Origin of the sequence: Shewanella sp. MM_2022_3, assembly GCF_022557375.1 — a bacterium.
In the GTDB taxonomy this organism is placed as follows: Bacteria; Pseudomonadota; Gammaproteobacteria; order Enterobacterales; family Shewanellaceae; genus Shewanella; species Shewanella xiamenensis.
The window spans coordinates 199322-216482 of sequence record NZ_JAKZGV010000001.1; the positions used below are offsets into that span (position 1 = coordinate 199322).

The window sequence follows — 17161 nt, forward strand, 5'->3', positions numbered from 1 at the left end:
AGTGATATTGAACCAAGATTACGCGAGTAACTTCTTAGCCGCTGCAACCACGATAGAAACCGCACTGACTTCGGTTTTCTTCATTGTTGCTTCATCAGGAATTTCTTGTTGAGTACGGTTTACGATCACACCCGCCACACAGGCAGCGCGCCAACCTTGAGTCGCACACATAGTAAATAGGGTAGCTGATTCCATTTCATAGTTCAGCACGCCCATTTCTTGCCACTCTTTCATTGAACCAGCAAAACGGCGGGTCACACGGCCAGTGACAGTGTCGTAACGCTCTTGACCTGGATAGAAGGTATCTGAAGATGCGGTAACACCAATATGTGGCTCTACGCCCGCATCGCGGCACGCAGCAACCATAGCTGTGGTACATTCAAAGTTAGCCACTGCTGGGAACTCCATTGGTGCAAAATGTAAGCTCGCGCCATCTAAACGTACTGACGCTTGAGTCACAATCACATCACCCACATTCACATGGGGTTGAATCGCACCTGTAGTACCAACACGTAAGAAGGTATTCACGCCTAATTGCGCTAACTCTTCAACTGCAATCGACGTTGATGGACCACCGATACCGGTAGAACAAATCACCACTGGCTTACCATCAGCATACGCTAGGTAGCTGGTGTACTCGCGGTGGCTTGCAAGAAACGTTGGATTATCCATTAACTCAGCAATACGTTTTACACGCTCAGGATCGCCTGGCACAATCGCCAACGTAGCGCCATCGAGCATCGCTTTGGTCAAACCTAAATGAAATACATCAGCCATCGTGAAAACCCCTTTCATTTTTGATAGTAAAATTCTTATATAATCGACTTTAACCTAGTATCGAAGCGGTGAAGGTTAACTTGATCACAGAATTATCGGCAAGAAGAATTGTTCATCCGTAATGTAATTACCAAATCTATTACAGCTTGATCACAAAGATAGCAAATCTGTGATGCTTCTGTGAGCTTGTATCAATTACGTGGAATAAAGTGTGAGTCAGATCTGACTCAATCGCCACATCAAGCAATATAAAAGATATAGATCATTGATTTATAGCTGATTTGCTGAAATCACGCTTTAGTATTAACCTGTAGAAGGACAAATATTGATCCATATCACGTTTATTCATTATGCCTAAGGTTAGGGTTAAGACGAAACCAAAGCACAGTAGAAAGACGACAAGGAGAACGCCAATGTTTCCAGAGTACCGAGATCTGATTACCACCTTAAAGACCCAAGATGCTCATTTTCAACGTAAATTCAACGAGCACAATCAATTAGATGAGGAAATCAAACAACTGGAAAAACGTGTCGGTAGTGATTTCAATCCCGCAGTGAAAGAGCTCAAGAGCAAAAAACTCCACTTAAAAGAAGAGATCTATCAAATTCTCAAATCCCACAGCTAAGCTGCTATCACGGGAAAAACTAAGGGCGCCGCAGCGCCCTTTTTGTTGCTATCTAAGACCGATTACAGATAGTAATCCTTCAGTGGTGGGAAGCCATTAAAGCACACCGCTGAATAAGTCGTGGTGTAAGCACCGGCGGTTAACCAGTACATACGGTCTCCAATCGCTAGGTCATTCGGTAAACCATAGCTGTAGTGCTCATACATAATGTCGGCGCTGTCGCAGGTTGGGCCAGCAATCACGCACTTATCCAGCTCACCCTGTTTATGGGTGTAGATTGGGAATTTAATTGCCTCATCCATGGTTTCGATTAAACCAGAGAACTTACCCACATCGGTAAACACCCAACGCTCTAATGCGGTGTAGGATTTCTTACTGATCAACACCACCTCAGACACCAGCACCCCAGCGTTAGAGATCAGCGAACGACCCGGCTCCAAAATAATTTGGGGAAGATCATCACCAAAATCTTCCTTCAGGAAGTGAGTGATTTGCTCAGCATAGACACCGAGTTGATTGGTTTTGTCGATATAATTCGCAGGGAAACCGCCCCCCATGTTGATCATCTTCAATACAATATTGTGCTCATCGCGCAAACGATCGAAGATACTTTTCACTTTACCAATCGCCGAATCCCAAGCACCGATATCACGTTGCTGTGAACCCACGTGGAATGAAATACCGTAGGGTTCTAAGCCTAATTCCTTCGCCAACACTAACAGCTCATAAGCCATCTCATTTTGGCAACCAAACTTACGAGACAGTGGCCAATCGGCGGTGTCTGTGCCTTCGGTCAGGATACGCACATAGATGCGTGAACCTGGCGCTTCTTCGGCGATCATACGTAAGTCAGCTTCAGAATCCGATGCATACATACGCACGCCACGCTCATAAAAAGCACGTACATCTTGGCGCTTTTTAATGGTATTGCCATAGCTAACACGGTCAGCTGTAACGCCGACATTCATAACCATATCTAGCTCATAAATCGAGGCAATATCAAAGTTTGACCCTTTATTTTTTAGTAATGTCAGGATCTCAGCCGCGGGGTTTGCCTTAACTGCATAATAAACATTGGCATAAGGAAAACTATTAACCATGTCATCGTATTGTTTCGCAATGATACTGGTATCAATCACTACGAACGGGGTCGCTTTATCCTTCGCAAACTCTTCAATACGTTTGAAGGTTTGAGCATCATAATAGTCAGCAACATCAATAGATTGAAATTGGCTCATTGGGCCAGAGTCTCCTTTGGGTCAGATGATAAAAAGTCGTTATGTGTCTTAAAAACGTGCGCAGTAAACGCTATTTTTTTAGTTAACGCAACGAATTTTTATGCTTAATAACTAACTTTTTATTCCAACAAATATTAAGCCGAATTGGACCTAAAAAAACTATTTTTAAAACAGATAATTATGCATAAGAGTTCTGCAAAGAATCTTGAGCTTTATTAGCGCTAAAAATGAATTTTTTAAGATGGCAGCCACTTTAGCTAAGGGCAGATTATCAGGGAGAAAACGATAGGATGAACCTTAAGTTCCACGGCGTAGTAATACCGAGCGAGAAAACACATCTGTAGTGTTATATAAGGATTAGTCAGATATAAAAGAGGGGGAAATATCTCCCCCTCAGATAGGGCGTAGTCCTACGACTTTACTGCTGTGACTCATTTAATTTGACTAAGGCTTGGCCTAGGGCTTCGCTGGAGTCAAAGTAAGCAATATCTTGAATATTGAGATTATCCAATAAAATCATGGTTGCCATATCTTTGCTATCGGGCAATAGGCGGCTAATCTGCCCTTCCCTGTCTAAACCAATGGCAAAAGGCAGTTCCTGCATTTGTGGTACAGCCACAAATTTGGCTATCAGCGATGGCATACCACTGATATCAGCCACATAAACTAAATGCGCAGGAAACTTATCCCCCGTTAAAGGCGTTAGAGTTTCTTTAATGATATCGCCACCTTTCATGCTACGACTAAAGAGCACTACTTTGGTTTGTTCGGTAACACTGACCGCCTTATCATTTTGATCTTGCAATGAAATAGGGCTTATCGCGTCTCCCGCTACATAACTTGTAGCCAACGCCATCATGGGAGTGAAAAGGAAGGACAGGCACAACAACAGCTTTCTCATAAACACTTAGCTCCATTTTAGATACGGGCAATAGCATACCCGAGTCTGGTATCCTGCTCATTTAATCCGAGCTATTACATGATACGCTTCACAATGCATCACGAATACGTCTTTAAAAGACGTCCACCCGCATGGGATATATCAGACTTAGCGACCTAACTTCAAACAGTACACTTGCAATTTTAGTCTGTTACAAGTTTACTGTGCTGCCAAAATATCGATAGTGACGGAATACTATGTTGTTGATACTTATCATTATAGCCTTTATCGTACTCTTTGTTTTTTTCGCAAAGTACCAAAAAAAGAAGATTCAAGCCGAAGCGCTTGCCGCAGGGGAACCCTCGGCGCTACTCAATCATGGACTCACATTAATCAATCAGGGCGAAGTCAACTCAGGCCTAAACTATATTCAGCAAGCCGTTGATAAGGGATTTGCCGTGGCCGCCATTGCCATGGCCGAGCTGTATTCGGGTCGATTTCTACAAGTCCCCGCCGATCCCAAGGCATCTGAATATTGGTATCGAAAAGCCGCCGAGATCGATCCGCAATATTTACCCATGCTCACCCTAACTAGCTTGGTCGCCACAGAGGCACAAACACCCGAGCAGTTACGCGAACAGGTAGAACAGCTCAAAACCAGTGCTGAAGCGGGGCAAGTCGAGTTTCAATATGAGCTCGCCTATTTGTATCTCAGACAACCCTTTCTCGATCCCGATGCAACCCAAGCCATTTACTGGTTCGAAAAGGCGGCTGCCCAAGGAAACCAAGATGCCTATTACCACTTAGGTACACTCTACTGGCATGATGAACGTGTCACGCCCGACTATAGCAAAGCGCGGGAATACTTTGAGAAAGCCGTCGCCGCCGGTGATGAACTCGCAAAAGATAACCTAGGCCATATGCTGGCCGCAGGCCAAGGTGGCCCCAAGGATCTCGTCCGTGCCGAAGCCCTACTCAGCGAATATGCCGCAGAAAATGATTTTCGCCAGTATTACCTAGGCAAACGTTTCCTCTATGGTGAAGATTTTGCCGTCGACTACGGCAAGGCCCGCCACTGGCTAGAAAAATCCTGCGCCGCTGATAATGTCTTTGCCAAATTAGCGCTGGCACACCTTAAACTACTCGACCCACAAACGGATAATGACTACCAGCAGGCAAGAACAGAATTCGAGACGCTGGCGTCCCAGTGGCAAGAAGAAGCCCTATTCGGTCTAGGTAAAATCTACGAGGAAGGCTTAGGCGTATCACGCCAACCGATTAAAGCCTTAATGTATTACCAACTGGCGGCCATGAGCCATATTACTGACTATCAAGACGCATATGAGAAGCTCAGTAAGCGCTTGGGCACCCTAGAGATCCGCGAAGCCCAAAACCTGTGTAATAACTTTCTACATCAACATCCTATCCCCGATGAGCAGCAAACTTATTACTACCTTAACCAAGCAGAAATCTGCCGCAAGGGTGAACATCCGAGCCGCGAAGCGCTGCAAACCGCAGAGACTTGGTACCGTAAAGCTGCCGACTTGGGCAGCCAAGATGGCATGCAAGCCCTCGTTGATATCAACCGCCATGAGTCGATTGATAAACCGGTTCAGACATATATTTGGTCGAGCATATTACTGCGCAACTTTGGCAAATACGGGATGAATAGCGATCAGCTTTTGTATCAGCAACAGGCTCAATCCCGCTTAACAGAGTCCGAGTTGTTGTATGCCCAAGATGAAATCGAGAGGATTGAAACTCAGCTAGCACCTTACTTACAGAGTAATGAATAAGGATTAAATTGCTGATTACTAGGGTTTAGCCGTTTGGCCAAACCCTATTATTAAAAACCACGGCTTAAGCCGTGGTTTTGCTCAAATGCCGCAGCAATGTTGCCAGCGTAGGCGCAACGGTTTGATGGGATGGATAGCACAAACCAATACGGCGAAACATCCTAGGCCCATCGAATTTAATCTGTTTAAGTCGAGGCTCGTCTTCGATTAATCCATCGGGGAGAAAACTCACGCCAAATCCCGCCAGAACCAGCGACATCACTAAAGACTTAGATTCCGCCTTCGCCACCAAATTGAGCGACAAATTGCTGCAGGCGAGTAAGCCGATGGTTTGCTGATGCGCCTCGCAGGGTGGGCACTCAATAAAGTCATACTGGCTTAACTCTTCGGGGCGAATACTGCTGAGCTGCGCAAGCCTATGCTCACTCGGCACACACAGCACATAGTCCTCCTCCCATAACGGAAAAAACACTTCATCCTCATGGCGTAAACTGTCTAAGGTTAACCTGCAATCCGCAGGGCTTTGATAATCCACCAGCTCTAAATCTAAATGGCTAATCGCCTGATTGATTTGAGTTAATAACCCTGCAAGACGACGCTGACTCAGATCGGGCATCACGGCTAAGCGCAGCTTTTGTCGACTCGCTTTTGCCATAAATAGAGCGGGTAATTTACTGGCTTCCTCCACCAACTTAACCGCCAGTGGATAAAGATAGTGGGCACTATCCAAAGCTTTTACGCCCTTTTTACTGCGCTCGAATAAGGCGCCGCCAAGCTCTTCCTCTAACTGTTTAAGCCCAGCAGAGAGCGAGGGCTGGCTGACATAACAACGTGTTGCCGCCGCGGTAATATTGTTTTCTTCATAAATTGCGATAAAAAAGCGTAATAAGCGTAAATCTACCATCAGCCTTCACCAGTCTGCCCAGCATATGTCATAGGAAAATCCTATCATATCCAGTGGGAATAAGTATTTTCCAGCCTAAAAATCCCCATCTATACTGATGAACAAGCTAGATATTGCTCAATTAACCGTATTCTTCGCAGATAAAGATAGGAAACTCAAATGACAAAGCCCAATAAATCCCTCGTTGTGATCACAGGCGCTTCATCTGGTATTGGCGCAGCTATCGCTAAAAGTTTTAGTGCTGCCGGACACCCACTCTTACTGTTAGCGCGCCGCGTCGAGGCAATGCAAGCCCTTGCTTTACCAAACAGTTTATCCATCAGCGTTGATGTAACCGATGCAGACGCTATCAAGGCGGCGATTAACCAAGCGGAAGCACAGTTTGGCCCTGTGGGTTGCCTAATCAACAACGCAGGCGTCATGTTGCTTGGGCAAATCGATACCCAAGATCCTAACGAGTGGAGCCGTATGCTCAATATCAATGTAATGGGCGTACTCAATGGTATCCATGCGGTTTTAGCCGGAATGAAGGCGCGCAAAACGGGCACCATTATCAACATCAGCTCAGTGGCGGGACGTAAGACCTTCCCCCAACCATGCGGCTTATTGCGCCACTAAATTTGCCGTGCATGCCTTAACCGAAAATATTCGTGAAGAAGTGGCAATGGATGACGTGCGCCTGATCACCATCGCCCCTGGCGCGGTAGAAACAGAACTCTTAAGCCACACAACGGATGACGCTATCAAAGCGGGTTACCATGATTGGAAAACACAAATGGGCGGGGTGATCGCCCCCGAAAACGTTGCCGCAGCGGCACTCTTTGCCTGGCAACAACCACAAAATGTCTGTGTGCGTGAGATAGTGTTAGCGCCAACACGCCAGCAACCTTAAGCGACTTACTTGGCGCGACCTCGCCAGAATCATGGGTGAAACGCAGTGTGCGAGTGCAGCTGCGTTAAAAAATTTAAAACTCAGTCAAGCGTTATCAACACCTAGTAGACAAAATCTCCCCCTCCATACAGCGAAAATGGAGCTAAATCATTTCGAATAACTACTTTAGATATTGCAAATTTTACAAAGTGTTAACTCGATCACTTCCATTTTCAGACCTTTACAACCTTAAATCCACTCTATTACACAAAACACTAATTTAGCTGTAAAAACAACCTGTTGTTTTTGAAAATGTAAATATCTGTCAAAGTCACTCCCTCTTCAGTCAATTAGATTTTTATCAATGAAATTTTTATCAATTAGATTTTTTTAATGAAAGTGATATACCTCAAATAAACATCCCATCACCTTTGATAAATTTATTCACAAGGTGGAAGCAATAGCCACATTCCACCAACAAAGTCATGTGAATGACAATTAAGAAAGGATGAGATGATGAAAACTTCAACTAAGATCGCAATTGCCGTCGCACTAATTAGCAGCTTAGGCCTTCAAGCCTATGCCGCCGAAGGGGGTAATCCTAAAAAAGGGAAACACCTCTATAAAAAAGAATGTAAAGCCTGCCATAGCCAAGGTGGTGAAGGTGGCGAGCTAACCCCAATGAGCAAAACCATGAGCCAATGGGATCGCTTCTTCGACAAAGATAAACACAAACTCAAACCTGAGGTATTCAACGGCCTCACCGAGCAAGATCTCAAAGATATACAGCAATTTCTGTATGACCATGCCGCCGACTCGGAGCAGCCGCAAACCTGCGGTTAATCGCTGCCAAGCCTAAAGCAAAGGGATAACCGCAGGCCTGCAACTGCAAGTTAACCCATTGATATAAAAATTAAAGCCCAATAAGAGCAACATGGGGAGCACACCCTAGGGACTCCTGTTGGGTAAATTTGGCACAGAGCCTTGAGCCAGTGCCAGCGGAACACTCAGGGAGAAACCCTATGCGTACACGTACACTCATTTCGATATTGGTTGCTAATGCGCTGTTTATGTCCGGCCAAACCTTTGCCGCAGCCAACGAAACAGCAGCCGACACCCAAAAAATGGCCGAGCTGAAACAACAACTGGCCGATATCACCGAACAGCTCGATGAACTCAATAGCCGCGTCGATAAAACCGAACGCCACACCTCGTTAGACCGCCTAGAAATCACCGGCGACTTTAGAACCAAGGCCCACTCACTGCATTACCGCGATGTTGTTTGGAACCCCGCCATTAAGGTGGACTTTAATGACTTTGGCGCCAAGGCCATGTCCGGCGCCTTTGGGATGCCAAACGATCCTAACTCGCCACTCGGCCAGATGATGCAAGCCAATCCCGATCTGGCCGCCGCCTTTCAAAATGGCATGTTACAGGGCGTCATGCCCTATGTACTCGCGCAGCAACATATCCAAGATATTGATAACGATATCTTTTACACCACTCGCCTGCGGTTAAACCTTAAGGCCAAGGTATGGGATAACGTCAGCTTTGCCGGTCGTCTGAGCATGTACAAAAACTGGGGCGACTCCACAGGCGTGCAAGTGTTCGACTCTTGGCGCTCATTCACAATGGATGGCACCAGCAGCGGCAACACCAGTGGTGACTGGCTGCGGGTCGAGCGCGCCTATTTCGACTGGAAAAACATCAACGGCTCCGAGTTTTACCTCTCCATTGGCCGCCGCCCATCTACCTATGGCCCACCAAGCCACTACCGTGAAAACGAACTGCGTGGCGGTACGCCTTCAGGCCATTTAGTTAACTTTAACTTCGACGGTGCCACCTTAGGCTACAACCTAGGGGAAATCACTGGCGTTGAGGGGCAAGTGGTTCGCTTCTGTTATGGCCAAGGCTTTGAATCCCAATGGGGTAATGGCGAAATGTTTGGCGATATCGTTACCAAAGATACTCATCTCGGTGGCTTTAATATCGATGCTATTAACGATGGTACTAACTTCCTGCAATTCACCCTGTTTGGTGCCAAAGACGTCAACGATGGCTTTAAAGGCACAATGGCCTTCCCGACCCAACTGGCAGGCATTTTTGCCCCCACCATGTACCAAGATATGCAAAAGTTTGACAACTTTAACTTTGTCACCCGAGTGCAACCTAGCGGCGTCATTGGTGATATGTACCTTGGCGGCATTGGCTTTGCACGGGAAGAAGCTAACGATATCAAATGGTTTGCGTCACTAGGCTGGACGCGCGCAGAGCCAAATGGCAATGCCGGCATGTTCGGCGGCATGTTATCCGATGCGGTGTTTGAAGCGGAACTCAACAGCACTGGGACCGAAATCATCATGGTGCCGAAAACCAGCGATGATACCGAGAGCAAAGATGGTTATGGCATCTATGTGGGTATTCAAATCCCCGCGCCCTACGGCAAATTCGGTTTGGAATATAACTATGGTTCCGAATACTGGACGCCCTTCACCCAAGCTCAAGATGACCCTATTGGCAGCAAGTTAGCCACCCGTGGCCACGTTGGCGAAGCCTATTACATCTTTGATATCAATCCCAAGATGTTTATCAAACTGGCCGGACTCTACTACGACTACGAATACACAGGTAGCGGCACGCCTGTGGGCGCACCACAAAAAATCGATGACGTGTTAGCGGGCTCAGCCTACTCAATGCTGCCGGTGGTCGATAAGGCCTTCGATGTGAACGCCTCGCTGACTATTAACTTCTAACCTAGACGCCATTCAGCCCTCGGTATCGCCGAGGGCAGGAGTACAGAATGAAAAAACTCATTGTTATTGCCTTGGCGGGTATAGCGTTGCAAGCGCAGGCCGCTAATCCCCATAAAGACGTCCTTAAAGGCCCCTTCGCCACAGGTTCTGAAGTCACGACGCAGTGCTTAACCTGCCACGAAGAACAAGCCACAGATATGATGAAAACCTCCCACTGGACATGGGAGTTAGAACAAAAGCTACCCGATAGAACCGTATTACGCGGTAAGAAAAACAGTATTAATAACTTCTGTGTGTCAATTTCCAGCAACGAGCCTCGCTGCACTAGCTGTCACGCAGGCTATGGCTGGAAGGACAACACTTTTGACTTTAAAGACAAAACTAAAGTGGACTGCCTTGTCTGCCACGACACTACAGGCACCTATGTGAAAGACCCCGCTGGTGCAGGCGAGCCTATGGCTAAACTCGATCTGGTGAAGATCGCGCAAAACGTGGGTGAACCCGTGCGGGATAACTGCGGTAGCTGCCATTTCTATGGTGGCGGTGGTGATGCGGTCAAGCACGGGGATCTCGACTCTTCTATGGCCTATCCCGATAAAGCCACCGATGTGCACATGGACAGCGACGGCAATAACTTCCAATGCCAAAACTGTCATACCACTGAAAAGCATCAAATCTCGGGTAATGCCATGGGCGTCTCCCCAGGCGGCCTCGACCACATTGGTTGTGAAAACTGCCACGAGAGCGCGCCGCACAGCAACAAAAAGCTCAATACCCATACCGCAACCGTGGCCTGCCAAACCTGCCATATTCCATTCTTCGCTAAGAATGAGCCCACCAAGATGCACTGGGATTGGTCAACTGCGGGTGATGATAAACCTGAGACCGTAGATCAATACGGCAAACACACCTATCAGAAGAAAAAGGGTGACTTTGTGTGGGAAAAAATGGTCAAGCCACAGTACGCTTGGTACAACGGCACCGCAAACGCTTATATGGCGGGGGACAAGATGGACCCGAAAGTCGTCACCAAGCTGACCTACCCTATGGGCGACATTAACGACGCTAAAGCCAAGATTTATCCCTTTAAGGTACATACAGGTAAGCAGATTTACGACAAAAAACTCAATATCTTTATCACCCCGAAAACCTACGGCAAAGGCGGATATTGGAGCGAGTTTGATTGGAATTTAGCGGCGAAACTGGGCATGGAGGTTAACACCACCATGATTGAAAAAGGCATCAAATACAGTGGTGAATATGACTTTGCCGCCACCGAAATGTGGTGGCGGATCAACCACATGGTCTCACCAAAAGAACAAGCGCTTAATTGTAATGATTGCCACAACAAAGGCACTCGCCTCGATTGGCAAGCCTTGGGCTATCAAGGTGACCCGATGAAAAACAAACAAGGCCCTAAACACAAACAACAATAATCGTACTGACTCGCTGAAAGCCTATCCGAGGCTAAAGCGATTATCGCTTCCCTGCGACCTTCGAGAGCTGATGCCGTTGGCTAAGCTCTCTTTTTACCTCACAACATCGCCTTAATTCGAGTTAATAGACGAGTAAATGCAACCAATAAATTCGTGACTTGCCTGAGTGAGTATGATGTCACCACCGCCAGACTTACATTTTATCTCGCCCTACGACTTTCAAGACCGTTTAATCCTGGAGTGTTACGACATACGACTAGATGAATTGGTTATCTTTATAAATTGCGGTCAGTGGACAAAACTAGAGTAAAAGGTTTTCGGTTTAAAGAGACGTTCTCATTCAGCGGTAGAAGTCACAATAGTGCCTAAACGAGGCATTTCCAGTCATTGTCGAGTTGATTAAGTCATATACCTTTGAAATTGAGTTGCGAGCCTCTTCAAATCAAATCTAGCGCGATAACGCTATTAGCCATGATGCAATACCCGCCTTTTGCTAGCACCAATCCGAATGCAAACCCCGACGAGAAAAATAATCGCCTACTTTATTTTGCACCATGACTTGTTCATCCCCCACTATCACTACAAACCATGATGAAACTGTCTAACATCACTGAAAACACCATGACAACAGTAAACACGATAAAAACAAAATATTAACAATTATTCAAAATCAACATATTAAGACTAAGCTAAATAAGTAATAAAATTCACTTACTTGATGTTGTACACAACAAATTGTTAATGATAGTGTTAATTAGGATGTAGTTGCGGTTCTGATTTTCGTGATGAATGTAATGCTATATTAAGGTGTATGAAACATGATCGAATCTTTACGTCTATTGGCACAGCACAAATCATTTTCCGAGCTTTTGCTTTCATCCACCCTGATTAATGTGCTGTCACTGGCATTACCATTCACCATGCTACAAATCTATGACCGGATTTTACCCAATGAAGCCTATGGCACTGCCAGTGTATTAGCAATTGGCGTTGGGATCGCCATACTACTAGAGCTGTTGTTGCGCTATACACGCAGTTGGTTGCTTGCTCTCAATGCTTCAAATTATGAACTGCAAACCACCACTCAATTTGTCGACCGACTAATGAAGGCGGATTACCATCACATTGAGCAATTAGGATCAGGCAAAATACTCCAAGGTATCACCAGTATTGCAACCATGCGAGAAATTTACTCAGGGCAAGCTGCTGTTGCCTTAATGGATTTTCCATTTATTATCATATTTTTAGCCTTAGTTGCCTATATTGGTGGGCCTTTAGTCTTTATCCCCATACTGGTTTGGGGGATAGCAGGCATTGGCGTGTGGCAAATAGGCAAAAAACTCTCCGTCGCCACCCGAGAACTCGCCATCAGCGATGATGAACGAACCCGTTTACTCATTTTAGTCTTATCAGGCTTAACGACTGCAAAGTCCCTAGCGTTAGAATCGCGAATTACTTATGCCTACAAAAAAATCAACTACCAAAGGTTAGCGCAGCAAAATGAGGTTGATTGGCTATCATCCAAGTTACAAGAATGGATCCAAGGGGCCTCGCAGGCCACCACACTGGCACTGGTGCTGATTGGCTGTTTTGAAGTCTTAAATGGCGATCTAACAACAGGGGGATTAGCGGCATGTTCAATCCTTGCAGGCAGAGCCGTAGCGCCCTTAAGTGCAATCGGCAGTTTAAAAGCAAAGTTTGTTACCGCTCAGTCTGCGATGCAGGATGTTAATGAAATCATAGCCTCGCCGCCAGAATCCTTGAATGGCACTCAGGTTTACCACCAAAAATTACCCTCAGGCCCTATTGAATTTGAACAGGTATCAGCACAACAAACGGGGGCAAAGCTTAAGCACATTAACCTGACAATCCCCGCGGGTAGCCTTGTCACTGTCACTTCAAATCCACTCACACATGCCAGTTTATTATTAAGTACCGTGGGCGGTTATCATCAAGTATCTGAGGGGACGATCAAAATCGACTCTATCCCACTGACTGAACATGACCCGCTTGAGTATCGTCAATCTATTAGCTATGTGCCACCATGGGCAACGTTATTTGCAGGATCGATTTTGGATAACCTGACTCTGTTTCGTCATGAGCGAGAAGCCTATGCCATGGTTCTGGCAGACAAACTGGGCTTATCTGCCACGATTGCGCAGTTGCCTGCGGGTTATCAAACCTTAGTGGGTAATAATGACAACCAAATGCTCAATCAAGGGGCTATCAAACTCATCACCATTGTCAGAGCGCTTGCACAATCCCCTTCGATACTGTTACTCGACGAGCCTATGGTCTCCCTCGATGCAGACTCCCAGCAACGCCTACTCGCTTTGTTACTCGAACTCAAAAACCACATAACCCTCATTGTGGCCTCCTATTTTACGGAAATTACGGCGATCAGTGACTATCGTATCCATATTTCATCGCAAGGGGATGCAACTATGTCGTCAAATGGGGAACTTTAGCAATGCATAACCAAGCGCAGTCTGTCCCAAATTTAAAATCCCTATTAGTCACACTATTTAATCAACTAGGACTTAATGCCCAAGCTAAGAATATTGAACGCAGCGCGTTAGTCGATGATGCGAGTTACTTAGATGCGTATGTTTTATTCAAAAAACATCATGTTGTGGCCGACCTACGCTCTATTGATCCTGAAATGCTCAGCCATACAATCTATCCTTTCCTGCTCCTACCTGAAGAGGGAGAACCGCAGATAGGACGGCGCAACCATCATACCTTTGAGTATTTAGGTCCACACCAACAATGGCAGCCACTCACACTCCCTTCTGATGGAAAAGTTTTTATTATTAATAGCCTGCCATCTATCAATCAAAAAAGGAGTCGCTTTGCCAGCCAGTTTAAGCAGCAAAAAAAGTGGTTCAAACCCGTTTTTTTATTAAGCCTTATCTCCAGCTTAACCGGATTAGCGATACCGCTTTTTACAATGGCGGTATACGACAGAGTGATAGGAGGACAAGCCCCTGATATTTTGCCGGGGATCGCAATAGGTGCATTGCTTGCCTTAAGCATTTTTATTGCAAGCCGATTGCTGCGCGCCAAAGTGCTGGCCAGTGCAAGCAATAAATTAGCGCGAGATCTGTCAGCCGTATCCTTTAATCAACTCCTCAGTATGCCCTTGATGATGTTATCCCGAGTGGGACTATCGAATCATTTGGCACGACTTCGTAATGCCGAAAAGGTGAGAGGATTGCTGTCTGGCCCCAGCGGAGCCGGGCTGATTGATTTGCCCTTTACGATAGTGGCGCTAATTGCCATCACCGTTCTCAGTGGTTGGTTAGTATTAGTGCCACTTTGTATGCTCATTCTGTTTTACCTCGTCATGAAAGCCCTAAACCGTTTTACCCAAGCCGCCAGCCCAACCATCAGCAGTGACTACCAAAACAGCCTCAATGAACTAGCCAAGAATGTATTAGAGCTCAAAACCGCAGGGGAAACCGAAGGCTGGTACGCGGATTTTATCCGTCGCTGCCGCGAGCACTGCCGTCAACAGTTTATATATGCCAAACGTAATGGACTTAATGCGGCAGTTGCCCATGCTATGGGGCTAATGACAGCCTTAGTTACCGTGTTTTGTGGCATTTTTTTAGTGTTAAATCAAAGCATATCACCCGGCGCGTTAATCGCCTGTGGTATGTTAATTTGGCGCATTACAGGCCCTGCTCAATTAGCATTTTCTTCTATGCCTAAAATTAACATGATAACCAACACTATCACCCAGTTTGATCGTTTTATGGAAGTAACGACCGAATTTAATCAACTCCGACTCGATGGACCCAACTTAAATAAAGCGCCATCACTTAGCTTTAAACATGTCACCCTTCGCTACACTGCAGAAGCAGAGCCTGCACTCTCTGGCGTCACATTTGATGTAGAAGCAGGAGAGACCGTCGCCATCATCGGTCCGAATGGCAGTGGTAAAACGACCTTATTGCTGGCAGCTATAGGCGTGATTGATACACAGGCCGGCTTTGTGACTTTAGATGGCAAAAACCTGAAACAATTTGATCCCGAAGCTTTACGCCAATGGGCTGCATTCAGCCCAACCCACACCGAGCTACTGCCAGGATCGTTAGCAGACAACTTACGTTTAGCGAAACCCGATGCCACCGATGAGGAGTTATGCCAAGCCCTGTATGAGGCTGGAGGCGACGCTTTAAAAGAGGTGCTCGGTGGCGATTTACATCGCAGTTTATCTGCACAGGGGGCCAATATGTTTTCAGTGGTTGGTAGCGGCTATATCAGCCTGGCTCGAGCTCTGTTAAAAAAATCACCTTTGCTTGTCATGGATGAACCCATAGCCAATCGCAATCCTTTTGCGAAAAAAACCTTTATCGAAACCTTAACCAAGTTAAAGGGCAAAACGACTATTTTGTTTACTAGCCATGATCAAGAACTGATCCAGCATGCTGATAAGGTCGTTATCTTAAATAAAGGCACAGTGGTTTATGCCGGCCCTATTCCAAACAAACCCACAGCAAGCGATGAAACCCAATTAATGGCTAGTATGGAGATAACTCTCAATGAATGATCGTCAACTTAACCATCGTTCTTTGCCAGAACATGAGTTCACTCAAGCCATTGAAACACCAGCTGAAAAACGCATCGTCAAACAAATCACTTATTTTATTGCGGGTTCAGTGTTCGTTATGTTTGTTTGGTCACTGCTCACCGATATTGAAGAAATTGCCAAAGCGAAAGGCCAAGTTATCCCCCTTGGACATCAACAAGTGATTCAAAGTTTTTCTGGAGGAACCTTAGCCTCTATCTTGGTTTCTGAAGGAGATTTAGTGAAAAAAGGTGATGTTCTCGCCAACTTTATCGCTATTGATAGCCAAGCTGCCGCTGAAGAGCTGGAAAGTAAACAAGCTAATCTAGTGCTCAAAATTGAGCGTTACAGTGCTTTTATCGAGTCAAGAGAAGCCAACTTTGATGCCTATGTTGAAAGTCATCCCAATCTTGTGAAAGGACATATTAGTGATCTCGAACGGATGAATAATGAAAAACAAGCCATCATTCAATCTTCTCTCGCTGAAATCGCTAAATCTCAGGCCGAGCTGGCAAGTCTTGAGCAAGAAATTCCGCCACTGAAACATCAAATAAATTCGGCCCAACAAACCATCAATATGATGGAGTCCATCAAAGAATCGCAGGCAGTCTCTAAGCTCACGATGTTGGAATCTCAACAAAAATTAGACTCCTATATACGTGAGCTAAAAGGTATGGAAGGTAAACAGCAAGTATTGGCGCGGGATATTGAAAATCTTCAACGACAGTTGGAGCAAAAGGAAGCCACATTATTTAAAGAAGTGGGTGAAGCACGCACAGATGCACAAGCTGAATTATTGGGGATTACGGCACGTTTAAAATCCTCCGATTCGCAGGTGCAACAAAACACCATCACCTCCCCCGTTGATGGCATTATTCAATCGATTCCTAACACCTCATCAGGGAGTGTGATTCAACCTGGAGGCACCGTTGCGGTGATCGTTCCCACCACGCCAACAGCTCTCCTAGAGGCCAAACTGTCCCCTCGGGATATTGGCTTTGTCAGTGTTGGACAAAAAGCACGCATAAAAATTGATGCTTTTGATTACAGTCGCTACGGGGCACTCGATGGGATCGTCAAACGTATCTCCCCAAGCACAGATGCAGATGAAAAAGGCGGTGTCTTTTATAAAGTACAAATCTCGATTGATAAGCCCTACTTTGGCGAACGACCCGATAAGTTGGAACTGATCCCCGGTATGACTGGTGAAGCGGATATTATCACTGGGGATAAAACCGTCTTCCAATACCTGTGGAAACCCGTATTTACCAATGTGACAGAAGCCTTTGGTGAACGCTAGGAAGCAC

Annotated in this window: 12 protein-coding genes and 1 pseudogene; 9 read left to right on the forward strand and 4 right to left on the reverse strand. The window is 45.9% G+C overall.

The annotated features are described in order from the left end of the window. Positions 1-18 precede the first annotated feature (18 nt). Complete coding sequence (gene udp / locus MMG82_RS00860; RefSeq protein WP_037422367.1) at positions 19-777, reverse strand: uridine phosphorylase; 759 nt, start codon at positions 775-777, stop codon at positions 19-21. 413 nt (positions 778-1190) lie between these two features. Between udp and MMG82_RS00865 the strand changes: the two genes are divergently transcribed. After that, a complete protein-coding gene (locus MMG82_RS00865) occupies positions 1191-1403 on the forward strand; it encodes a DUF465 domain-containing protein (protein ID WP_037428200.1) in 213 nt (70 codons plus the stop codon). A gap of 62 nt (positions 1404-1465) precedes the next feature. Here the strand turns inward: MMG82_RS00865 and MMG82_RS00870 are convergent, their stop codons facing one another. Then, positions 1466-2641, reverse strand: a complete 1176-nt coding sequence (locus MMG82_RS00870; RefSeq protein ID WP_037422364.1) for a type III PLP-dependent enzyme — start codon at positions 2639-2641, stop codon at positions 1466-1468. 418 nt (positions 2642-3059) lie between these two features. After that, entirely contained in the window at positions 3060-3542 is a 483-nt protein-coding gene (locus MMG82_RS00875; protein WP_241406267.1) for a hypothetical protein, read from the reverse strand. Between the two features lie 236 nt (positions 3543-3778). Here MMG82_RS00875 and MMG82_RS00880 point away from each other — a divergent pair, with 236 nt between their 5' ends. Further along, a complete protein-coding gene (locus MMG82_RS00880; protein WP_172589031.1) occupies positions 3779-5317 on the forward strand; it encodes a tetratricopeptide repeat protein in 1539 nt (512 codons plus the stop codon). 64 nt (positions 5318-5381) lie between these two features. Here MMG82_RS00880 and MMG82_RS00885 read toward each other — a convergent pair whose 3' ends face one another. Beyond that, positions 5382-6221 (reverse strand): LysR family transcriptional regulator, encoded by an 840-nt coding sequence (locus MMG82_RS00885; protein WP_023266905.1) that lies wholly within the window; start codon positions 6219-6221, stop codon positions 5382-5384. A gap of 159 nt (positions 6222-6380) precedes the next feature. On the opposite strand from MMG82_RS00885, the pseudogene MMG82_RS00890 reads away from it, so the two are divergent. The 7 genes and pseudogenes from MMG82_RS00890 (at position 6381) to MMG82_RS00920 (ending at position 17154) form a co-directional block, all read left to right on the forward strand. Next, positions 6381-7113: pseudogene (locus MMG82_RS00890) on the forward strand (SDR family oxidoreductase). 492 nt (positions 7114-7605) lie between these two features. Then, the gene (locus MMG82_RS00895; protein WP_011718452.1) at positions 7606-7935 is read left to right on the forward strand and encodes a c-type cytochrome; all 330 of its coding nucleotides are present in this window, start codon (positions 7606-7608) and stop codon (positions 7933-7935) included. A gap of 179 nt (positions 7936-8114) precedes the next feature. After that, positions 8115-9845, forward strand: a complete 1731-nt coding sequence (locus MMG82_RS00900; protein ID WP_241406268.1) for a DUF3373 domain-containing protein — start codon at positions 8115-8117, stop codon at positions 9843-9845. Between the two features lie 47 nt (positions 9846-9892). Further along, positions 9893-11281 (forward strand): tetrathionate reductase family octaheme c-type cytochrome, encoded by a 1389-nt coding sequence (locus MMG82_RS00905; protein ID WP_241406269.1) that lies wholly within the window; start codon positions 9893-9895, stop codon positions 11279-11281. An 818-nt stretch (positions 11282-12099) separates the two neighbouring features. Beyond that, positions 12100-13749 (forward strand): ABC transporter transmembrane domain-containing protein, encoded by a 1650-nt coding sequence (locus MMG82_RS00910; protein ID WP_241406270.1) that lies wholly within the window; start codon positions 12100-12102, stop codon positions 13747-13749. A 2-nt stretch (positions 13750-13751) separates the two neighbouring features. Then, positions 13752-15836, forward strand: a complete 2085-nt coding sequence (locus MMG82_RS00915) for an ATP-binding cassette domain-containing protein (RefSeq protein ID WP_037430690.1) — start codon at positions 13752-13754, stop codon at positions 15834-15836. Further along, positions 15829-17154, forward strand: coding sequence for an HlyD family type I secretion periplasmic adaptor subunit (locus tag MMG82_RS00920; protein WP_050991409.1), 1326 nt, complete (start codon positions 15829-15831; stop codon positions 17152-17154). Before MMG82_RS00915 ends, MMG82_RS00920 begins: the two co-directional genes overlap by 8 nt. Positions 17155-17161: the final 7 nt, after the last annotated feature.